We start from the raw sequence: 21,178 nt of genomic DNA on the forward strand, positions 1-21,178 counted from the left end.
AGGAGTACAAAGGATCCAACGGCCCGCGAGACCAAGGACATCCGAGAGGATCACCTTTTTACGCATTTGGCCCCACGGACCGCGCATGAACACCGGGCACCCACGCGACGTCGACCCGTCGAATACGGGCCAGCCGCACCAGGTGACGGGCAAAGCTCCCGGCCTGATGGGCACATATCGAGGACGCTTGGTAACCCGGTGCTCATGCCAGCGGCGGTACGAGAACTCGTACCGCCGCATCATTGTCTCCGGGCGATGTCACGCCGCTCCGCGCTGCAGCGCCTCGCACACCGCCATCGACTCGCGCGCCCCCAGTTCGACCGCCCGGCCGCAGTGGGCGATCCAGGCGGCGACGCCCTCCGGGGTACCGGAGACGTACCCGCCGAGGGCTTCCAGGTAGGCGTCCCGCCCCAGCTCGGCGTGGCCGACCTCGGCCGCGCAGACCGACTTCGGGTCCAGCCCGCTGCCGACCAGGACGATGCGCTCGGCCGTGCGCGCGACCAGGCCGTTGTGGGAGGTGAAGGGGCGCAGAGCGAGCAGTTCGCCGTGCACGACGGCGGCCGTCACCAGCGCCGGCGCGGAACCGCCCGCGATGATCAGCCCGGCCAGTCCGTCCAGCCTGCCGTGCGCCTCGTCGGCGCTCGGCAGCGGCAGCCCGACGAGCGGCTCGTCGACCGGTTCGCCCTCCTGCCGCGGCCGTCCCACCTGGTCCGCCTTGTCCGCCGCGGCCACCAGGTGCAGCCGGGCCAGCACCCGCAGGGGTGACTGACGCCAGATCGACAGCAGCTGGCCCGCCTCCGCGGTGAGCCGCAGTGCGGCACCCACCGTGCGGGCCTCGTCGTCACCGCTGAAGTCCGTGCGCCGGCGGACCTCCTCCAGGGCCCAGTCGGCGCCGGACAGCGCGGCCGAGCCGCGGGCGCCGCGCAGAGCGGCCTCGGAGGTGATGGCGTTGCTGCGCCGCCGCATGATCCGGTGTCCGTAGACCCGGTCCACGGCCTTGCGTACGGACTCCACGGAATCGGCCACCGAGGGCAGCGCCCCCAGGGCCGCGAGGGGATCGGCGCTCGCGCCTGCTGTACTCATGAGTACGACCCTACGCACCCCTGAGCCCCGCCCCGCGGCGGAGTGGCCATCTTCACGCGCGCGTGCGCCACGCGACGTCCGCCCCGAGGGCTACCTCCCGGCCGCCGGAGCCCCGGGTACGCCCTTGGGCGCCGGGGCGGGCCGGTCCGACAGGAAGGACGCCCAGCCCTCCTTGGGCGCCTGGCCCACCTGCAGGGTGCGCAGCTTCTCCAGCGTCTTCGGGTCCTGGGCGTCGAGCCAGTCCGCGAGCTGCCGGAACGAGACGCAGCGCACCTCCTCCTTGGTGCACACGGTCTCGACGACCTCCTCGACGGCCCGCATGTACGTGCCGCCGTTCCAGGACTCGAAGTGGTTGCCGATGATCAGCGGCGCCCGGTTGCCGTTGTAGGCCCGTGAGAAGCCCTTGAGCAGGCCGTCGCGCATCTGGTCGCCCCAGAAGTCGTGCATGGCGGGGTTGCCCTGGGTCTTGGTGCCCGACTGGTTGACCATGAAGTTGTAGTCCATGGTGAGCTGCTCGAAGGAGTGCCCGGGGAACGGCACGAGCTGCATCGACAGGTCCCACAGGCCCATCTTCTTCTTCGGCCAGACCTGGTCGTTCACACCGCTGGTGTCGTAGCGGAAGCCCAGGTCGCTCGCGGCGCGCATGAAGTTGCGCTGGCCCTCCAGGCAGGGGGTGCGGGCGCCGATCAGCTCCTTGTCGTAGTCGAAGGGCAGCGGCGCGGCGTCTTTCAGGCCGGTGTTGGTCTTCCAGGTCTTCACGAACTGCTTGGCCTGGGAGATCTCGTCCTTCCAGTCCTGCACCGACCACTCGCCCACGCCGCCGCCGCTGCCGCAGAAGTGGCCGTTGAAGTGGGTGCCGACCTCGTTGCCCTCCAGCCACGCCAGGCGCAGCTGCTTGGCGGTGGCGGCGATGCCGTCGCGGTCGTTGAAGCCGATGTCGGAGCGGCCCGGGGAGTGCTGCGGCGGCCGGTACCGGTCGCGCTTCTCCTCCGGCAGCATGTACACGCCGCTCAGGAAGTACGTCATGGTCGCGTTGTTCTCCTTGGCGACCTTGCGGAAGTGCGAGAACAGCTTCTGGCTGTCCTCGCCCGCGCCGTCCCAGGAGAAGACGACGAACTGCGGGGGCTTCTGGCCCGGCCGCAGGCGTTCGGGGCGTGGCAGGTGCGGCTGGGCGCCGGTGTAGGCGGTGGAGCCGTCTCCGATCAGCCGGACCGCGCTCTTCGGTGCCTGTGCGGGCGTCGGCTTCTGCCGATCCGGGGTCTCTTGCTGAGGGGTGCCGGTCGCGCAGCCGGCGAGCGATGCGGCGCAGACCGCGGCGATGACGGAGCCCGCGGCGATCCTGGGGGTGGCGGCCATGTTCCGCCCACCTTCTTCCTTCTCTCGGGTGCGGACAGCGCCGCCAAATTCGCACGAGACCGAGAAGGAATTAGTACGACAAGCCGACCAAATAGCTACTTCACTCTTCAGGGTGATTTATGAACCCATTTGCCCGTAAAGTCTATGCCCGCCCTTTACTCTGCATTACGATCCGTTTACCGAACGTTGTTTCATCCCGCCGCATTACACCGTGACCGCCGCGACCGATACCCCCGCCCCGAGCGGACCCCCTTCACGCGACCGCGCAGCCCCGGAGGAGACGGGAAACCATGTCAGCCTGCGTCCCCACACGCGCCGCCGACCCGAACCAGACCGAGCGCACCCATCCACCCCACAGTCCGCCGCCGACCGGACCCCGCCGCTTCCGGATCGCGGGTGCCGACATCTCGGCCTCGATCGCGGTCTTCCTCATCGCACTCCCCCTGTCCCTGGGCATCGCCCTGGCCACCGGCGCCCCCCTCCAGGCCGGCCTCGTGGCCGCGGCCGTGGGCGGGCTCGTCGCCGGGCGGCTCGGCGGCTCCCCCCTCCAGGTGAGCGGCCCCGCCGCCGGGCTCACCGTCGTCACCGCCGACCTCATCCAGCGCTACGGCTGGCGGACGACCTGCGCCATCACCGTCCTCGCCGGCCTCGCCCAACTGGGCCTGGGCTGCCTGCGCGTGGCCCGTGGCGCCCTCGCCGTCAGCCCCGCCATCGTGCACGGCATGCTCGCCGGGATCGGCGTCACCATCGCCGTCGCCCAGCTGCACATCGTGCTCGGCGGCACACCGCAGAGCTCCGTCCCGGACAACCTCCTCGCGCTGCCCGCCCAGTTGGCGCACATGCGCCCGGCGGCCGTGTCCGTGAGCGTCCTGACCCTGGCGCTGCTGCTGCTCTGGCCGAGACTTCCCGGCCGGGCCGGACGCCTGCTGCGCAAGGTCCCGGCGGCGCTCGTGGCCGTCGGCGGAGCCACCGCGGCCGCCGCCCTCGCCGGGCTCCGCCTGCCCAAGGTCGACCTGCCGTCCTGGAGCAATCACGCCCTGGCCGGACTCCCCGAGGGCCCCGTGCTCGGCCTGGTCGCCGCCGTGCTCACCACCACGCTGGTGTGCAGCGTGCAGTCCCTGCTCGGCGCGGTCGCCGTGGACAAGCTGGTGGCCGCCCGCCCGGGTCTGCCGCCCCGTGTCGGGCGCTCGAACCTCGACCGCGAACTGCTCGGACAGGGCGCCGCCAACATCGTCTCCGGCTCGCTCGGCGGACTGCCCATCGCCGGTGTTGCCGTGCGCAGTTCGGCGAATGTCCACGCGGGCGCGGTCAGCCGGAACTCCACGATGCTGCACGGCGTTCTCGTAGTGATCGCCACGCTGCTGATGGTCCCGATCCTGGAGCTCATCCCGCTCGCCTCGCTCGCCGCCCTGGTGATGGCCGTCGGCATCCAGATGGTGTCCCTGAACCACATCCGCACGGTGACCCGCCACCGTGAAGTGTGGGTCTACGCCGTCACCACCCTCGGCGTGGTCTCCCTCGGCGTCCTGGAGGGCGTCGCGCTCGGCATCGCCACGGCCGTCGGCGTCGCCCTGCACCGCCTCACCCGCACCCGCATCACGCACGAAGAGAGGGAAGGAGTCCATCACGTACACGTCAGAGGCCAGTTGACGTTCCTCGCGGTGCCACGGCTCAGCCGGGCCCTGCACCTCGTGCCCCACGGCGCCGACACCGTCGTCGAGCTGGACGGGTCGTTCATGGACCACGCCGCGTACGAGACGTTGCAGGACTGGCAGAAGACGCACACCGCGCAGGGCGGCACCGTCGAGATCACCGGCCGGCATCCCGGCATCCGTATCTCCGAGCCCCAGACCTCCGGCGACTGCCGCTGCCGGCCCTGGACACCCTGGCGCAACCACCAGTGCGACGGCCCCCAGTCCGCACCCCCTGCCGAGAAGAACCCGGACGGGTCGGACCGCTCCGAGCCGGACCCGACGGGCCCCGGCGGAGCCAGCGGGCACGAACTGGCGCGTGGCATCAGCGCGTTCCAGCGCAACACCGCACCCCTGGTGCGCAGCGAGCTGGCCCGGCTGGCGAGAGAGGGGCAGCAGCCGTCGCAGCTCTTCCTCACCTGCGCCGACTCCCGGCTGGTCACCTCGATGATCACCTCCAGCGGGCCGGGCGACCTGTTCGTCGTGCGCAACGTGGGCAACCTCGTCCCGCGCCCGGGCGAGGAGAGCGGTGACGACTCGGTGGCGGCGGCGATCGAGTACGCCGTGGACGTCCTGCGGGTGCGGTCCATCACGGTCTGCGGGCACTCGGGGTGCGGCGCCATGCAGGCGCTGCTCAACTCCGAGCCCGGCGGCGCCCGCACCCCGCTGAAGCGGTGGCTGCGGCACGGGTTGCCGAGTCTGGAGCGCATGGCCGACGACCGTCTGCCCTGGGGCAGCCTCGCCGGGCGCGCCCCCGAGGACGCGGTCGAGCAGCTCTGCCTGACCAACGTGGTCCAGCAGTTGGAGCACCTGCGCGCGCACGACTCGGTGGCCCGGGCCCTCGACGAGGGCGCCCTGGAGCTGCACGGCATGTACTTCCACGTGGGCGAGGCCGAGGCGTACCTGCTCACCGAGACGGACGCGGGTGGCGTCTTCGACCGCGTGAGGGAGTCCGACCTGACGGCATGAGCGCGGCACGGGGCGCCGGGCCGGGACATCGTCCGGGCCCGGCGCCCCGCCACGTCGTCTTCCCGGCCGGCGCCCCGCCACATCGCCTGCCCATCCGGCGCCCCGCCACATCGTCTTCCCGCCCGGCGCCCCGCCACATCGTCTTCCCGCCCGGCGCCCCGCCACATCGTCTTCCCGCCCGGCGCCCCGCCACATCGCCTGCCCACCCGGCACGCCGTGCGAGGGCGCCTCCGGGCCGGTCCGCCCGGTCAGCCGGCCCGCCCGGTCAGGACGTCTCCCGCCCCGCACGCCGGGGCGGGGCGGATCCCGTCCGGCCCCCCAGGGCCGGGAGTGTGCCCCGCGCCGGTGGCCCCGCGCCGGTGAACCTTCCCTGGTCGGCGTCCGTGGGTACGGATGACCCCCGGCCCCGACCGCACCGCCAAGAGGTCTAAACCAATCGGCGGTCGGCCCTTGTCATCGCACCCCCGGGTCTGATGAGCTGTGGCCTGGGACACAACGGACACCCTGGGAAAGGCAGATGCCGTGAGCAACGAGAGCCTGGCCAACCTGCTCAAGGAAGAGCGCAGGTTCGCACCCCCCGCCGACCTGGCCGCCGACGCCAACGTCACCGCGGAGGCGTATGAACAGGCCAAGGCTGACAGGCTCGGCTTCTGGGCCGAGCAGGCCCGCCGGCTGACCTGGGCCAAGGAGCCCACCGAGACCCTCGACTGGTCGAACCCGCCGTTCGCCAAGTGGTTCAAGGACGGCGAGCTCAACGTCGCCTACAACTGCGTCGATCGCCATGTGGAGGCCGGGCACGGCGACCGGGTCGCCATCCACTTCGAGGGCGAACCCGGCGACAGTCGCGCCCTCACCTACGCCGAGCTCAAGGACGAGGTCTCCAAGGCGGCCAACGCCCTGCAGGAGCTGGGAGTCCAGGCGGGCGACCGGGTCGCCGTCTACATGCCGATGATCCCCGAGACGGCGATCGCGATGCTGGCCTGCGCCCGGATCGGCGCCGCCCACTCGGTCGTCTTCGGCGGTTTCTCCTCCGACGCGCTCGCCACCCGCATCCAGGACGCCGACGCCCGCGTGATCATCACCTCCGACGGCGGCTACCGGCGCGGCAAGCCGTCCGCGCTCAAGCCGGCCGTGGACGAGGCCGTGGAGAAGGCAGGCATCGTCGAGCACGTCCTGGTCGTACGCCGCACCGGCCAGGAGGTCGCCTTCACCGAGGGCCGCGACGTGTGGTGGCACGACCTGGTGGAGCGGCAGAGCGCCGAGCACACCCCGCAGGCCTTCGGCGCCGAACACCCGCTGTTCATCCTCTACACGTCGGGCACCACGGGGAAGCCGAAGGGCATCCTGCACACCTCCGGCGGCTATCTCACGCAGACCGCCTACACCCACCACGCCGTCTTCGACCTCAAGCCGGAGACCGACGTCTACTGGTGCACCGCGGACGTCGGCTGGGTCACCGGCCACTCGTACATCGTCTACGGCCCGCTGGCGAACGGCGCGACGCAGGTCATGTACGAGGGCACGCCCGACACCCCGCACCAGGGCCGCTTCTGGGAGATCGTGCAGAAGTACGGCGTGACGATCCTCTACACCGCGCCGACCGCGATCCGCACGTTCATGAAGTGGGGTGACGACATCCCCGCCAAGTTCGACCTGTCCAGCCTGCGGGTGCTGGGCTCGGTCGGCGAGCCGATCAACCCCGAGGCGTGGATCTGGTACCGCAAGAACATCGGCGGCGACCGCACCCCGGTCGTCGACACCTGGTGGCAGACCGAGACCGGCTCGATGATGATCACCCCGCTGCCGGGCGTGACCGCCACGAAGCCCGGCTCCGCGCAGACGCCGCTGCCCGGCATCTCCGCGACGGTCGTCGACGACGAGGCGAACGAGGTGCCCAACGGCGGTGGCGGCTACCTGGTGCTCACCGAGCCGTGGCCGTCGATGCTGCGCACCATCTGGGGCGACGACCAGCGGTTCATCGACACGTACTGGTCGCGGTTCGAGGGCAAGTACTTCGCCGGTGACGGTGCCAAGAAGGACGACGACGGCGACATCTGGCTGCTCGGCCGGGTCGACGACGTCATGCTCGTCTCCGGGCACAACATCTCCACCACCGAGGTCGAGTCGGCTCTCGTCTCCCACCCCGCGGTCGCCGAGGCGGCCGTGGTCGGCGCGGCGGACGAGACGACCGGGCAGGCGATCGCCGCCTTCGTGATCCTGCGCGGCACGGCCGCCGAGACCGAGGACCTGGTCGCCGAGCTGCGCACGCATGTGGGCAACACCCTCGGCCCGATCGCCAAACCGAAGCGGATCCTGCCGGTGGCCGAGCTGCCCAAGACCCGCTCCGGCAAGATCATGCGGCGGCTGCTGCGGGACGTCGCGGAGAACCGTCAGCTCGGTGACGTCACCACGCTGACCGACTCCACGGTCATGGACCTCATCCAGGCCAAGCTGCCGACCGCGCCCGGCGAGGACTGAGCAGGCGTAGCGGAACCGGCTACGGGCACCCGGCGGGCAGCGAGCCGGGTGCCCTGAGGTGCACCCCGGCACACCTTTAGCTAAACTAAGCAAAACAATTGCTCGATGGTGCGCCGGGAAGTCTGGTCGGCATGCGTTCAGCCCTGCCCACCGACCGGAGGTCTCCCTCGTGACCGCGCCCCGCTCCACCACCCGCAAGGTCCTCGGCCGGCTGTCGCTCCCCGAGCGGACCTATGTGGCGGACGCGCTGCGCACCGAGACCGTCGGCGGGGTGCTGCTGCTCGCCGCCGCGGTCACGGCGCTGCTGTGGGCGAACATCCCCGCGCTGCACGACAGCTACGAGAGCGTCTCCCACTACCACCTGGGCCCCGCCGCCCTCGGCCTCGACCTGTCCGTCGCGCACTGGGCCGCCGACGGACTGCTCGCGATCTTCTTCTTCGTCGCCGGCATCGAGCTCAAGCGGGAACTCGTGGCGGGCGACCTGCGTGATCCGAAGGCCGCCGCGCTGCCCGTCGTCGCCGCGCTGTGCGGCATGGCCGTACCGGCGCTCGTCTACACCGTCACCGCCGGCGCGGGGGGCGGCTCGCTGGCGGGCTGGGCCGTGCCGACCGCCACCGACATCGCGTTCGCGCTCGCCGTCCTCGCCGTCATCGGCACCTCTCTGCCGAGCGCGCTGCGGGCGTTCCTGCTGACCCTCGCCGTCGTCGACGACCTCTTCGCGATCCTGATCATCGCGGTGTTCTTCACCGCCGACCTGAACTTCGCCGCGCTCGGCGGGGCCGTCGCGGGGCTGGTGCTCTTCTGGCTGCTGCTGCGTACGGGCGTGCGCGGCTGGTACGTGTACGTGCCGCTGGGCCTCGTCGTCTGGGCGCTGATGTACAACAGCGGCATCCACGCCACCGTCGCCGGTGTCGCCATGGGCCTCATGCTGCGCTGCCACCGGCGCGAGGGCGAGGACCACTCCCCCGGTGAGCGCATCGAGCACCTGGTACGGCCCCTGTCGGCGGGGCTCGCGGTGCCGCTGTTCGCGCTGTTCAGCGCGGGCGTGGCGGTGTCCGGCGGGGCGCTCGTCGACGTGTTCACGCGGCCGGAGACCCTCGGTGTGGTCCTCGGTCTCGTCGTCGGCAAGGCGCTCGGCATCTTCGGCGGCACCTGGCTGACGGCCCGCTTCACCCGGGCCTCGCTCAGCGACGACCTCGCCTGGGCGGACGTGTTCGCGGTGGCGAGCCTCGCCGGCATCGGCTTCACCGTGTCGCTCCTCATCGGCGAACTCGCCTTCGACGGCGACCAGGCGATGACGAACGAGGTCAAGGCCGCCGTCCTGCTGGGCTCGCTCATCGCCGCGACACTCGCGACCGTCCTGCTGAAGCTCCGCAACGCCAAGTACCGCCGCCTGTGGGAGGACGAGGAGCGCGACGAGGACGCCGACGGCATCCCGGACGTCTACGAGGAGGACGACCCGGCCTACCACCTGCGGCTCGCCGCCCTCTACGAGCGCAAGGCCGCCGAGCACCGCAGGATCGCCCAGGAGAAGGCAGCGGCGCGCCACGGGCTTGCCGAAGTACCGGGCGGGGCAGGCGAGGACCACCACCGTCCGGCATGATCTGACGAGACGGTACAAAAGACGGGACCGTACGCAGTCAGGCCGTACCCAGTCGGACGACTGCGGCGGGTCAGGAACAAGACGCGGAAAACGGACCGTACGCAGAAGAGGGAGACCGCGATGAGCGCACCCGACGGCAGCCCGGTCGGCGCCGAACGCAGCATCGGCCAGCTGTTCGCCTCGGCGACGGCGGAAATGTCGGCGCTGGTGCACGACGAGATCGCGCTGGCGAAGGCGCAGCTCAAGCAGGACGTGAAGCGCGGTGCGACCAGTGGCGGCGCCTTCTCGGCGGCCGGCGCGGTACTGATCTTCTCCCTGCCGATGCTGAACTTCGCGCTGGCGTACGGCATCCGCACCTGGAGCGACTGGAACCTCGCGGTCTGCTTCCTGCTGTCCTTCGCGGCGAACGTGCTGGTCGCCGGGGTGCTCGCGCTGATCGGCGTGACCTTCGCGAAGAAGGCCAAGAAGAGCAAGGGCCCGCAGAAGGTCGCCGCGTCGATGAAGGAGAGCGCGGTCGTGCTGCAGAAGGCCAAGCCGCACCCGCGTCCGGAGCTCGTGCAGGACCGGGTCCCCGAGGCCATCGAGGCTGTGGCACGCTCGTCGTCATGACGGGCTCCTCCACCCCTGCGGGACAGACACCTTCGGAACCAGCGGCTCCGGCCGTCCTGCTGGACGGCCCCTGGAGCCATCGGGACGTCGCCGCCAACGGCGCCCGCTTCCACATCGCCGAGCTGGGCGACGGGCCGCTGGTGCTGCTGCTGCACGGCTTCCCGCAGTTCTGGTGGACCTGGCGGCACCAGCTGGTGGCCCTGGCCGACGCGGGTTTCCGGGCCGTCGCCATGGACCTGCGGGGCGTCGGCGGCAGCGACCGCACCCCCCGCGGCTACGACCCCGCCAACCTCGCGCTCGATGTCACCGGCGTCATCCGCTCCCTCGGCGAGCCGGACGCCGCGCTGGTCGGCCACGACCTGGGCGGATACCTCGCGTGGACGGCGGCCGCGATGCGCCCCAAGCTCGTGCGGCGGCTGGCGGTCGCGTCCATGCCGCACCCGCGGCGCTGGCGTGCGGCCATGCTGCGGGACGTCAAGCAGACCCGCGCCGGGTCACACATCTGGGGGTTCCAGCGGCCCTGGATCCCGGAGCGGCAGCTCACCGCCGACGACGGGGCGCTGGTGGCGGAGCTGATCCAGGAGTGGTCCGGGCCGCGCCCGCCCGAGGACGAGGCGCTGCAGACCTACCGTCGCGCCATGTGCATCCCCTCCGCCGCGCACTGCGCGGTCGAGCCGTACCGCTGGATGGTGCGCTCCCTGGCCCGCCCGGACGGCATCCAGTTCAACCGGCGGATGAAGCGGCCCGTGCGGGTGCCGACGCTCCATCTGCACGGCTCGCTCGACCCCGTGATGCGCACGCGCAGCGCGGCCGGGTCCGGGGAGTACGTCGAAGCCCCCTACCGCTGGCGTCTGTTCGACGGTCTCGGGCACTTCCCGCACGAGGAGGACCCCGTGGCGTTCTCCTCGGAACTGGTCAACTGGCTGCGGGATCCCGAACCCGACCGGTGACCGGGCGACCCCGCCCCGTACCGGCCCGTGAACGCTTGTCCTACGAACGGCCAATTGCCCGACGCATAGGCCAATTGGACGCCTCGGGAGCGGTTATCGACCATGGGGCGGGGGCACACGTCGGGGTATGGGCTGGACGCACGACTACAGTGACGCAACCCGCAATCGCCGCTCGGCGAGCGGTACGAACCCCCACCAGCGAAGCGGCGCACCGCAGATGGTGACCGCGGATCCCAGGGTGGGGATCCCGCGCATCCTCCGCCGCCGGGCCCGCTGGGTCTCCGTACGTCTGCGCCACACACGCGACTGAGACATCACTCGCGCGAGTGACACCCCGACACCTGCGGCAACGACGCCGCGTCCACCGCCTGGTCCGAACGACAGGACCCGGCGGCAGGAGCCCGACGACACGCCCGGCGACAGTGCCGGTCCGGGGAGCCTGACCGCAGGGCCTGACGACTCGTCCTACAGGGCGCAGCTGTCGCTGCCCACCTGGCGGTTGGCCGTGCGTCCCTTGGTGATGTCCTCCTGGATCTCGTCCACGGTCAGCGCGTATCCCGTCTCGGCGTCGTCGAGCGACTTGGCGAACACGACGCCGTAGACCTTGCCGTCGGGTGTGAGCAGCGGGCCGCCGCTGTTGCCCTGGCGGACGGTCGCGTAGAGGGAGTACACGTCACGGCGGACCGTGCCCCGGTGGTAGATGTCCGGGCCGTTGGCGGTGATGCGGCCGCGTACGCGCGCGGCCCGCACGTCGTACGACCCGTTCTCCGGGAAGCCGGCGACGATCGCGTTGTCGCCGCTGCTCGCGTCCTTCGGGGTGAACCGCAGCACGGGCGCCTTGAGGTCCGGCACGTCGAGCACGGCGATGTCACGCCGCCAGTCGTAGAGCACGACCTTGGCGTCGTACTTCCTGCCCTCGCCGCCGATCTGCACGGTCGGCTCGTCGACTCCGCCCACCACGTGGGCGTTGGTCATCACGCGCCGGCCGGAGAAGACGAAGCCGGTGCCCTCCAGGACCTTGCCGCAACTCGGGGCCGTGCCCGTGACCTTCACGATGGAGCGCTGGGCGCGGTCGGCCACGGGGCTGTTCGCGAGCGCCGGGTCGGGCGGCTGGACGTCGGTGATCGGCTCGTTGGAGAACGGGCTGAAGACCTGCGGGAAGCCGTTCTGCGCGAGGACGGAGGAGAAGTCCGCGAACCAGGTGGCCGCCTGGTCCGGCAGGGCCTGTGAGACGCCCAGCAGGACCTTGGAGTTGCGGACCTCCTTGCCGACCGTCGGCAGCGTGGTGCCCGCGAGGGCGGAACCGATCAGCCAGGCGACCAGGAGCATCGCCAGGACGTTGACCAGAGCGCCTCCGGTGGCGTCGAGGGCCCGGGCCGGGGACCAGGTGATGTGCCGGCGCAGCTTGTTGCCGAGGTGGGTGGTCAGGGCCTGGCCGACGGAGGCACAGACGATGACGACGACGACCGCGACCACGGCGGCGGTCGTGCTCACCTCCGCGTTGTCCGTCAGCGCGTCCCAGATGACCGGCAGTACGTAGACCGCGACGAGGCCACCGCCCAGGAAGCCGATCACCGACAGGATGCCGACGACGAACCCCTGGCGGTATCCCACGACCGCGAACCACACGGCGGCGACCAGCAACAAGATGTCCAGCACGTTCACGGAGGCCACCCTGTCATGCGCGCCAGTCGAGGGGGACCTGCTTCTCACGGTCCCAGGGGCGCTCCCAGCCCGCGAAGTGCAGCAAGCGGTCGATGATTCCGGCCGTGAAACCCCAGACAAGGGCTGATTCGACCAGAAATGCCGGACCCCGGTGGCCACTGGGGTGGACCGTCGTCGCGCGGTTGGCGGGATCCGTGAGATCCGCCACGGGGACGGTGAAGACTCTGGCGGTTTCGTTCGGATCGACGACCCCGACCGGGCTCGGCTCACGCCACCAGCCCAGCACGGGGGTGACGACGAATCCGCTGACCGGGATGTAGAGCCGGGGCAGGACGCCGAAGAGCTGGACGCCCGAGGGGTCGAGACCGGTCTCCTCCTCCGCCTCGCGCAGGGCGGCCCGCAACGGGCCGTCGCCGTACGGGTCGCCGTCCTCCGGGTCGAGGGCGCCGCCCGGGAAGGAGGGCTGGCCGGCATGCGAGCGCAGGGAGCTCGCGCGCTCCATGAGCAGCAGCTCCGGGCCGTGCGCGCCCTCACCGAACAGGACGAGCACGGCGGACTGCCGCCCCGCCCCGTCCTTCGGCGGCAGGAACCGGCTCAGCTGCGTCGGGCGGACGGTCTCCACGGCGTGCACCACGGGGTCCAGCCAGCCGGGCAGGCCGTCCTTGCTCAGCACCACCGGCCCGCCCTGTGTGTCGCTCGCACGCGTCATCGCCACCCCCGTCGTCCTGCCGCGTCCAACGCCCGACACCCCTGAGTTCGTTCCGCGCCCGCCCAAGGCCCCCCGAACGGGCGGATCATCCGGCCCCCAGGGGCGGCGCGGGTTTGCCGCCCGCGTCCAGGTAGGCCTGCGGAGGCTTCAGGCGCTGACCGGGGAGGCCGGCCTTCTCGTACTTGAGGAGCTTCTTCGCCTTCTCCGGGTCGGTCTCGCCCTCGCCGTACGCCGGGCAGAGCGGCGCGATCGGGCAGGCACCGCACGCGGGCTTGCGGGCGTGGCAGATGCGGCGGCCGTGCCAGATCACGTGGTGCGACAGGTCCGTCCACTCGCTCTTCGGGAAGAGCGCGCCGACGGCGGCCTCGATCTTGTCGGGGTCGGTCTCGCCGGTCCACTGCCAGCGGCGCACCAGGCGCTGGAAGTGCGTGTCCACCGTGATGCCGGGGCGGCCGAAGGCGTTGCCGAGCACCACGAACGCGGTCTTGCGGCCGACGCCGGGCAGCTTCACCAGGTCCTCCAGCCGGTCGGGCACCTCACCCCCGAACTCCTCGACCAGGGCCTTGGACAGCCCTATGACGGACTTCGTCTTGGCCCGGAAGAAGCCGCACGGGCGGAGGATCTCCTCCACCTCCTCGGGGTTGGCGTTGGCCAGGTCCTCCGGGGTCGGGTACTTCGCGAAGAGGGAGGGCGTCGTCTGGTTGACGCGCAGGTCGGTCGTCTGGGCGGACAGCACCGTGGCGACGACCAGTTGGAAGGGGTTCTCGAAGTCCAGCTCGGGGTGGGCGTACGGATAGACCTCGGCGAGCTCGCGGTTGATACGGCGGGCCCGGCGGACCAGGGCGGTGCGCGACTCGTCGCCCGGCGGGTGCACGACGGCCTTGGCGGGGGCGGTGCCCTTGACCCGGGCGATGGCCTTCTTGGGCGCGACCACGACCTTCTTGGCCGCGGGCGCCTTCTTCACGGCAGCGGCCTTCTTCGCCGGAGCGGCCTTCTTCCCCGGGGCGGCCTTCTCCGCCTGGGCAGTCTTTTTCGCCGGGGCAGCCTTTTTCGCCGGGGCAGCCTTTTTCGCCGGGGCGGCCTTCTTGGCAGAGGCGCCCCTCTTCGCAGCGGTGGCCTTCTTCGCGGCCGCCGCCTTCTTCACTGGTTCCGTCTTGTTCTGTTTCGCCGTTTTCCTACCGCCATCGGGGCTCTGTTCGCCCACAGCGGAATCGCGACGTACAACCACCCGCGCAGCCCCCTCGGCCTGTGCTCTCACCGGCGATTTGGACACCCGGCCAGCCTACGACCCGGCACCGACATCCGCCCCGGCCCCTGAAGATCGGCGCCCAATTGGACCCCTGCCGCGTACCCCGGGACACGTGTGCGGCATCCTTGTGACAGATCACACTGTTTGGACCGCCCGACAAAATGGGCACCACGGTCCCTCGGTACACGGGGGAGCAAGATCCCCTGAGCAGGTCGACAAGGAGAGAACTCGTGGACGACGTTCTGCGGCGCAATCCGCTCTTCGCGGCGCTCGATGACGAGCAGGCCGCGGAGCTCCGCGCCTCCATGAGTGAGGTGACCCTCGCCCGCGGTGACTCGCTGTTCCACGAGGGCGACCCCGGTGACCGCCTGTACGTGGTCACGGAGGGCAAGGTGAAGCTCCACCGCACGTCCCCCGACGGCCGCGAGAACATGCTGGCCGTGGTCGGCCCCGGCGAGCTCATCGGTGAGCTGTCGCTGTTCGACCCGGGCCCGCGCACGGCGACCGCCACGGCACTGACCGAGGTCAAGCTGCTCGGTCTCGGCCACGGCGACCTCCAGCCCTGGCTGAACGCCCGCCCGGAGGTGGCCACGGCGCTGCTGCGCGCCGTCGCGCGCCGGCTGCGCAAGACCAACGACGCCATGTCCGACCTCGTCTTCTCGGACGTCCCGGGCCGTGTCGCCCGCGCGCTGCTGGACCTGTCGCGCCGCTTCGGCGTGCAGTCCGAGGAGGGCATCCACGTCGTGCACGACCTCACGCAGGAGGAGCTGGCCCAGTTGGTCGGCGCGTCCCGCGAGACGGTCAACAAGGCCCTGGCGGACTTCGCCCAGCGCGGCTGGCTGCGCCTGGAGGCCCGCGCGGTGATCCTCCTGGACGTGGAGCGCCTCGCGAAGCGCTCGCGCTGACGCGCACCCCCGCCGTACGTCATCGGGCCCCGTCTCCTCACGAGACGGGGCCCGACGTCGTAGCCGCGCAGGGTCAGCCGTGGCCGCGCGCGGGGCGGTCGTAGTCACGCAGGGACAGTCGTGGCCGCGCGCGGGGCGGTCGTAGTCACGGAGGGGCAGCCGTAGCCGCGCGCGGGGCGGTCGTAGTCACGGAGGGGCAGCCGTAGCCGCGCGCGGTCGGTCGTAGTCACGCGGGGGCAGCCGTAGCCGGGCGCGGTCAGATGAGGCCGTGCTCCACCAGGTAGTCCATCTGCGCCCGTACCGACAGTTCCGCCGCGGGCCACAGGGAGCGGTCCACGTCGGCGTAGACGTGGGCGACGACCTGCGCGGGTGTGCGGTAGCCGTCCTCTACGGCCGTCTCGACCTGGGCGAGCCGGTTGGCGCGGTGGGCCAGGTAGTACTCGACGACGCCCTGGGCGTCCTCCAGGACGGGGCCGTGGCCGGGCAGGACCGTGTGGACGCCGTCGTCGACCGAGAGGGAGCGCAGCCGGCGCAGGGAGTCCAGGTAGTCGCCGAGACGGCCGTCGGGATGGGCCACCACCGTCGTGCCCCGGCCGAGGATCGTGTCCCCGGTGAGGACGGCCCGGTCGGCCGGGAGGTGGAAGGACAGGGAGTCGGCGGTGTGGCCGGGGGTCGGCACGACGCGCAGTTCCAGCCCGCCGGTGGTGATCACGTCTCCGGCGGCCAGGCCCTCGTCGCCCAGGCGCAGCGCCGGGTCGAGGGCCCGCACGCGCGTGCCGGTCAGTTCGGCGAAGCGGGCGGCGCCCTCCGCGTGGTCGGGGTGGCCGTGGGTCAGCAGGGTGAGGGCGACGCGCTTGCCGGCCTGCTCGGCGGTGGTGACGACCTGCCGCAGGTGCCCCTCGTCCAGGGGCCCCGGGTCGATCACCACGGCCAGGGCGGAATCGGGCTCGGAGACGATCCAGGTGTTGGTGCCGTCCAGGGTCATCGCCGACGCGTTGGGGGCCAGGACGTTGACGGCCCGTGCGGTGGCGGGTCCCGAGAGGACCCCGCCGCGGGGCTGGCCGGGGAGGGCGCTCGCGTCCGTCATGCGGTGGCTCCGCCCGTCGCGATGTGTTTGGTGAACTCGTCGTGGCCCGGCCAGGAGAGCACGATCTCCCCGTCCACCAGGCGGGCGGTGGCCAGGACGGGCGTCAGATCCCGCGCCGCGGCGGCGTCGAGCGCCCCGGCGGCCGTCCCGTACGCCGTCAGCTGGCGCAGGGTCGCGATCGTCGGCGGCATCATCAGCAGCTCGCCCCGGTCGTACCCGGCCGCCGCCTCGCGCGGGGCGATCCACACCGTGCGGTCGGCCTCCGTGGAGGCGTTGCGGGTGCGCTGTCCCTTCGGGAGGGCGGCGACGAAGAACCAGGTGTCGTAGCGGCGGGCCTCGAACTCCGGGGTGATCCAGCGGGTCCAGGCGCCGAGCAGGTCGGAGCGCAGGACCAGGCCGCGGCGGTCCAGGAATTCGGCGAAGGACAGGTCCCGGGCGACCAGGGCGGCCCGGTCGGCCTCCCAGTCGGCGCCGGTGGTGTCGCCGACGACCGAGTCGGAGCCCGGACCGGCGAGCAGGACGCCCGCCTCCTCGTAGGTCTCGCGCACGGCCGCGCACACGATCGCCTGGGCCGCCGTCTCGTCGACGCCGAGCCGCTCGGCCCACCACGCGCGCGTGGGGCCCGCCCAGCGGACGTGGTGGTCGTCGTCACGCGGGTCGACACCGCCGCCCGGATACGCGTACGCGCCTCCGGCGAAGGCCATGGAGGCGCGTCTGCGCAGCATGTGGATGACGGGGCCACTGCCTGTGTCCTTCAGCAGCATGACGGTGGCCGCGCGCTTGGGGGTCACCGGGGTGAGGGTGCCGGCCGCGAGTGCGCGGATGCGGTCCGGCCACTCCGGGGGGTACCACTGACCGTTCGCCATGGGCGCGAGGCTATCCCGTGGCGGGCGGATGTTCGAGTGGCCCCCGGGGACGGATTGCGCAGCTGGGACCCGCTGACGGGTCCCGCGGGGTGTTACGCGAGCTCCACCTGGATCTCGACCTCGACCGGCGCGTCCAGCGGCAGCACCGCGACACCCACCGCGCTGCGCGCGTGCACGCCCTTGTCGCCGAGGACCTCGCCGAGCAGTTCGCTCGCGCCGTTCAGCACCCCGGGCTGGCCCGTGAAGTCCGAGGCAGACGCCACGAAGCCGACGACCTTCACGACACGCGCGATGCGGTCCAGGTCACCGGCGACGGACTTCACGGCGGCCAGGGCGTTCAGCGCGCACGTGCGTGCCAGCTCCTTGGCCTCCTCGGCGGTGACCTCCGCACCGACCTTGCCGGTGACCGGAAGCTTGCCGTCCACCATCGGGAGCTGCCCGGCGGTGTAGACGTACGGGCCGGACTGCACGGCCGGCTGGTACGCGGCGAGCGGCGGGACCACGTCGGGCAGGCTCAGGCCCAGCTCGGCGAGCTTCGCCTCGACGGCGCCCACTACTGCTTCTCCCGCTTCAGGTAGGCCACGAGCTGCTCGGGGTTGTTCGGCCCGGGCACGACCTGGACGAGCTCCCAGCCGTCCTCGCCCCAGGTGTCCAGAATCTGCTTCGTGGCGTGGACGAGCAGCGGCACAGTCGAGTATTCCCACTTGGTCATGCGGCCGACTCTAGCCCCTGGCGGGCGGGGGTCACGCGGCCCACCACCGCACCGGTTGTCCACAGCCTCCCGCGTAGCCCGGGCGCGGACTGGTTAGGCTCGAATACGTGAGCAGGCTCCAGGTCGTCAGTGGCAAGGGCGGTACCGGCAAGACCACGGTGGCCGCGGCCCTAGCGCTGGCCCTGGCCACGGAGGGGAAGCGGACGCTTCTCGTCGAGGTCGAGGGCCGTCAGGGCATCGCGCAGCTCTTCGAAACGGAGGCGCTGCCTTACGAGGAACGGAAGATCGCGGTAGCACCCGGGGGCGGGGAGGTGTACGCCCTCGCCATCGACCCCGAACTGGCCCTTCTGGACTACCTCCAGATGTTCTACAAGCTGGGCAGCGCGGGACGGGCCCTGAAGAAGCTCGGCGCGATCGATTTCGCCACCACCATCGCGCCCGGCCTCAGGGACGTCCTCCTGACCGGCAAGGCGTGCGAGGCGGTGCGCCGCAAGGAGCGCAGCGGGCGGTTCGTGTACGACTACGTCGTCATGGACGCCCCGCCGACCGGTCGGATCACGCGCTTTCTGAATGTGAACGACGAGGTCGCCGGCCTCGCCAAGATCGGCCCGATACACAATCAGGCGCAGGCCGTGATGCGGGTGCTGAAGTCGCCGGAGACGGCGGTGCACCTGGTGACGCTGCTGGAGGAGATGCCCGTCCAGGAGACCGTGGACGGCATCGCCGAGCTGCGTTCGGCCCGGCTGCCGGTGGGGCGGATCATCGTGAACATGGTCCGGCCGGAGGTGCTGGACGAGACCGACCTGGAACTCCTGCGGACGGTCCCGCGTTCCACTGTCGCGCGGTCCTTGTCGTCCGCGGGGCTCGGCGGGGCGCGGCGCGGCGGGCACGCCGAGCGGCTGGTGGACCCGCTGCTCACGCAGGCCGCGGAGTACGCCGAGCGGTACACGCTGGAGCACGAGCAGCGTGCGGTCCTGGCCGAAGTGGGCCTGCCGCTGCACGAACTGCCCCTGTTCGCCGAGGGCATGGACCTGGCCGGGCTGTACGAGCTGGCCCGCGAGCTGCGCGGGCAGGGCGTGTCATGAGCCGGGACGGACAGGGCACGCGGGCAGGGCGTGCGCCGAGCCGGCACGGGCCGGGCACGCCTCGGCGTGTGTCGAGCCCGGACGGACAGGGCACGCGGAGCCGGTGCGCGCCGAGCCGGCGTGTCGTGAAGCAGGGCAGACAGGCAAGACCCGTCATGAGTCGGAAGCAGGGGATGTCATGAGTCGTCCGGACCCGGCCCACCACCGTCTGTCGCCGGCGCGCCTGCTCGACGTCGATCCACTGCTGGAGGACCCGGAGACCCGGATCGTGGTGTGCTGCGGTTCGGGCGGGGTCGGCAAGACCACGACCGCGGCGGCCCTGGGCCTGCGCGCGGCCGAGCGGGGCCGCAAGGTGGTCGTGCTGACCATCGACCCGGCCCGCAGGCTGGCCCAGTCCATGGGGATCGACTCGCTCGACAACACCCCGCGCCGGGTCAAGGGCATCGACGACACGGCGGGCGGCGAGCTGCACGCGATGATGCTCGACATGAAGCGCACCTTCGACGAGATCGTCGAGGCGCACGCGGACCGCGAGCGGGCGGCCGCCATCCTGGGCAACCCCTTCTACCAGTCGCTCTCGGCGGGCTTCGCGGGCACGCAGGAATACATGGCGATGGAGAAGCTCGGGCAGCTGCGTGCCCGGGACGAGTGGGACCTGATCGTCGTCGACACACCGCCGTCCCGCTCGGCGCTGGACTTCCTTGACGCGCCCAAGCGGCTCGGCTCCTTCCTGGACGGCCGGCTGATCCGGCTGCTGACGGCGCCGGCGAAGCTGGGCGGCCGTGCCGGGATGAAGTTCCTGAACGTCGGGATGTCGATGATGACCGGCACCCTCGGCAAGCTGCTCGGCGGTCAGCTCCTCAAGGACGTCCAGACGTTCGTGTCGGCGATGGACACCACCTTCGGCGGCTTCCGCACCCGCGCGGACGCGACGTACAAGCTGCTCCAGGCGCCCGGCACGGCGTTCCTCGTGGTGGCGGCCCCGGAGCGGGACGCGCTGCGCGAGGCCGCCTACTTCGTGGAGCGGCTGGCCGCGGAGGACATGCCGCTCGCCGGTCTGGTGCTCAACCGGGTGCACGGCAGCGGCGCCGACCGGCTGTCGGCCGAGCGGGCGCTCGCCGCCGCGGAAAATCTTGAAGAGCCCCGCATTGTGGATCAGGAGGACGGGAAAGCACTACTTCGTAACTCCCCCGACACACAAGACAGTTCAGGCTCTCCCACGCCCGTGACACCGGCTCTGGCGTCGGCTCCCGACGGTGGCTCCCCCACCGAACACGCTGAACACGCTGAACACGCCCAGGGCACCGAGCCCACCGGCGAGGCGGAGCACGCCGACACCGAGCGGTCCGTCGACCAGCTCACGGCAGGCCTGCTCAGGCTGCACGCCGATCGCATGCAGCTGCTCTCCCGTGAGCAGCGCACGCGTGACCGCTTCACCGCGCTCCACCCGGAGGTGGCCGTGACGGAGGTGGCCGCGCTGCCCGGTGACGTGCACGACCTCGCGGGACTGCGCGACATCGGCGACCGGCTGGCGGCCGACGCGCGTGAGCTTCCCGACCCCGCGGACCAGACGGAACCTCCCGAGGCCAGCGCCTGAGACCTCGGACCTGGATCCGGGGAGCTTCTGGAGGGGAGCCCTCAGCTCACCGCCGCGTAGTTCTCGTAGATCTCGTCGTCATCGAGGGGCATGACACCGCACCCCCGCTCGTACTCCGTGCGCGCCGTCTCCAGCAGCCGGCGCCAGGAGGTCACCGTGGGACGCCTGCGCAGCAGTGCGCGGCGCTCCCGCTCCGTCATGCCTCCCCACACGCCGAACTCGACGCGGTTGTCCAGCGCGTCGGCCAGGCACTCCGTGCGCACCGGGCATCCGGTGCACACCGCCTTGGCCCTGTTCTGCGCTGCTCCCTGAACGAACAGTTCGTCCGGATCGGTAGTGCGGCAGGCCGCCTGCGCACTCCAGTCGACTACCCAGCCCATACCGGCGCCGTCCTCTCCCGAATCGAGGCTCCCCCACGGCGGCAGCGGCATATTCACCGCCGCCAGTTGAGGACGTTACGGAAGGTGGGCACAGCGCAACACCCCCAGCGGGCCCAATCTTGAATGGCCCGAACGGACTATGGGTAAGCGGCAGATCACCCGGGGGAGTGAGCTGGTGACATAC

Annotated in this window: 19 protein-coding genes; 9 read left to right on the forward strand and 10 right to left on the reverse strand. The window is 71.6% G+C overall.

The window, feature by feature from the left end:
- Positions 1–258: 258 nt before the first annotated feature.
- Positions 259–1,083, reverse strand: a complete 825-nt coding sequence (locus tag ACFV20_RS16785; protein ID WP_385657149.1) for an oxidoreductase — start codon at positions 1,081–1,083, stop codon at positions 259–261.
- Between the two features lie 90 nt (positions 1,084–1,173).
- Positions 1,174–2,439, reverse strand: coding sequence for a hypothetical protein (locus ACFV20_RS16790; protein WP_385657151.1), 1,266 nt, complete (start codon positions 2,437–2,439; stop codon positions 1,174–1,176).
- Positions 2,440–2,729: 290 nt separating this feature from the next.
- Here ACFV20_RS16790 and ACFV20_RS16795 point away from each other — a divergent pair, with 290 nt between their 5' ends.
- From ACFV20_RS16795 to ACFV20_RS16820, 6 genes are all read left to right on the forward strand, one after another.
- Positions 2,730–5,099, forward strand: a complete 2,370-nt coding sequence (locus ACFV20_RS16795) for a bifunctional SulP family inorganic anion transporter/carbonic anhydrase (RefSeq protein WP_385657154.1) — start codon at positions 2,730–2,732, stop codon at positions 5,097–5,099.
- 522 nt (positions 5,100–5,621) lie between these two features.
- The gene (gene acs / locus ACFV20_RS16800; RefSeq protein ID WP_385657157.1) at positions 5,622–7,577 is read left to right on the forward strand and encodes an acetate--CoA ligase; all 1,956 of its coding nucleotides are present in this window, start codon (positions 5,622–5,624) and stop codon (positions 7,575–7,577) included.
- A gap of 169 nt (positions 7,578–7,746) precedes the next feature.
- The gene (gene nhaA, locus ACFV20_RS16805) at positions 7,747–9,180 is read left to right on the forward strand and encodes a Na+/H+ antiporter NhaA (protein WP_385657159.1); all 1,434 of its coding nucleotides are present in this window, start codon (positions 7,747–7,749) and stop codon (positions 9,178–9,180) included.
- A gap of 120 nt (positions 9,181–9,300) precedes the next feature.
- A complete protein-coding gene (locus ACFV20_RS16810) occupies positions 9,301–9,789 on the forward strand; it encodes a phage holin family protein (RefSeq protein WP_385657161.1) in 489 nt (162 codons plus the stop codon).
- Positions 9,786–10,739: an alpha/beta fold hydrolase gene (locus tag ACFV20_RS16815; RefSeq protein WP_385657163.1), complete on the forward strand. Its 954-nt coding sequence runs from the start codon at positions 9,786–9,788 to the stop codon at positions 10,737–10,739. Before ACFV20_RS16810 ends, ACFV20_RS16815 begins: the two co-directional genes overlap by 4 nt.
- A gap of 127 nt (positions 10,740–10,866) precedes the next feature.
- The gene (locus ACFV20_RS16820; RefSeq protein WP_079129072.1) at positions 10,867–11,049 is read left to right on the forward strand and encodes a hypothetical protein; all 183 of its coding nucleotides are present in this window, start codon (positions 10,867–10,869) and stop codon (positions 11,047–11,049) included.
- Positions 11,050–11,204: 155 nt separating this feature from the next.
- Here ACFV20_RS16820 and ACFV20_RS16825 read toward each other — a convergent pair whose 3' ends face one another.
- The 3 genes from ACFV20_RS16825 to nth all read right to left on the reverse strand — a co-directional run bounded on the left by ACFV20_RS16825 (position 11,205) and on the right by nth (position 14,257).
- Complete coding sequence (locus ACFV20_RS16825; protein ID WP_385657166.1) at positions 11,205–12,404, reverse strand: MarP family serine protease; 1,200 nt, start codon at positions 12,402–12,404, stop codon at positions 11,205–11,207.
- A 13-nt stretch (positions 12,405–12,417) separates the two neighbouring features.
- The gene (locus tag ACFV20_RS16830; protein ID WP_385657169.1) at positions 12,418–13,113 is read right to left on the reverse strand and encodes an NUDIX hydrolase; all 696 of its coding nucleotides are present in this window, start codon (positions 13,111–13,113) and stop codon (positions 12,418–12,420) included.
- 85 nt (positions 13,114–13,198) lie between these two features.
- On the reverse strand, positions 13,199–14,257 hold the full coding sequence (gene nth, locus ACFV20_RS16835) for an endonuclease III (RefSeq protein ID WP_385657171.1): 1,059 nt from the start codon (positions 14,255–14,257) through the stop codon (positions 13,199–13,201).
- 335 nt (positions 14,258–14,592) lie between these two features.
- On the opposite strand from nth, the gene ACFV20_RS16840 reads away from it, so the two are divergent.
- Positions 14,593–15,267 (forward strand): Crp/Fnr family transcriptional regulator, encoded by a 675-nt coding sequence (locus ACFV20_RS16840; RefSeq protein ID WP_010031945.1) that lies wholly within the window; start codon positions 14,593–14,595, stop codon positions 15,265–15,267.
- A 256-nt stretch (positions 15,268–15,523) separates the two neighbouring features.
- On the opposite strand, the gene ACFV20_RS16845 is transcribed toward ACFV20_RS16840, so the two are convergent.
- The 4 genes from ACFV20_RS16845 to ACFV20_RS16860 form a co-directional block, all read right to left on the reverse strand.
- Entirely contained in the window at positions 15,524–16,354 is an 831-nt protein-coding gene (locus ACFV20_RS16845) for an MBL fold metallo-hydrolase (protein ID WP_385657174.1), read from the reverse strand.
- Positions 16,351–17,220: an NUDIX hydrolase gene (locus ACFV20_RS16850; RefSeq protein WP_385657177.1), complete on the reverse strand. Its 870-nt coding sequence runs from the start codon at positions 17,218–17,220 to the stop codon at positions 16,351–16,353. The genes ACFV20_RS16845 and ACFV20_RS16850 overlap by 4 nt, the downstream gene beginning before the upstream one ends.
- A 92-nt stretch (positions 17,221–17,312) precedes the next feature.
- Complete coding sequence (locus tag ACFV20_RS16855; RefSeq protein ID WP_376328131.1) at positions 17,313–17,774, reverse strand: RidA family protein; 462 nt, start codon at positions 17,772–17,774, stop codon at positions 17,313–17,315.
- The gene (locus ACFV20_RS16860) at positions 17,774–17,932 is read right to left on the reverse strand and encodes a DUF4177 domain-containing protein (RefSeq protein WP_097218487.1); all 159 of its coding nucleotides are present in this window, start codon (positions 17,930–17,932) and stop codon (positions 17,774–17,776) included. The genes ACFV20_RS16855 and ACFV20_RS16860 overlap by 1 nt, the downstream gene beginning before the upstream one ends.
- Positions 17,933–18,039: 107 nt before the next feature.
- Between ACFV20_RS16860 and ACFV20_RS16865 the strand changes: the two genes are divergently transcribed.
- Together ACFV20_RS16865 and ACFV20_RS16870 are read left to right on the forward strand one after the other, a co-directional pair.
- Positions 18,040–19,017: an ArsA family ATPase gene (locus ACFV20_RS16865; RefSeq protein WP_385657181.1), complete on the forward strand. Its 978-nt coding sequence runs from the start codon at positions 18,040–18,042 to the stop codon at positions 19,015–19,017.
- A 178-nt stretch (positions 19,018–19,195) separates the two neighbouring features.
- Complete coding sequence (locus tag ACFV20_RS16870; protein ID WP_385657184.1) at positions 19,196–20,614, forward strand: ArsA family ATPase; 1,419 nt, start codon at positions 19,196–19,198, stop codon at positions 20,612–20,614.
- Between the two features lie 41 nt (positions 20,615–20,655).
- Here the strand turns inward: ACFV20_RS16870 and wblA are convergent, their stop codons facing one another.
- On the reverse strand, positions 20,656–20,994 hold the full coding sequence (gene wblA, locus ACFV20_RS16875; protein WP_234750049.1) for a transcriptional regulator WblA: 339 nt from the start codon (positions 20,992–20,994) through the stop codon (positions 20,656–20,658).
- Positions 20,995–21,178: the final 184 nt, after the last annotated feature.

This window comes from Streptomyces sp. NPDC059696, from assembly GCF_042733745.1.
In the GTDB taxonomy this organism is placed as follows: Bacteria; Actinomycetota; Actinomycetes; order Streptomycetales; family Streptomycetaceae; genus Streptomyces.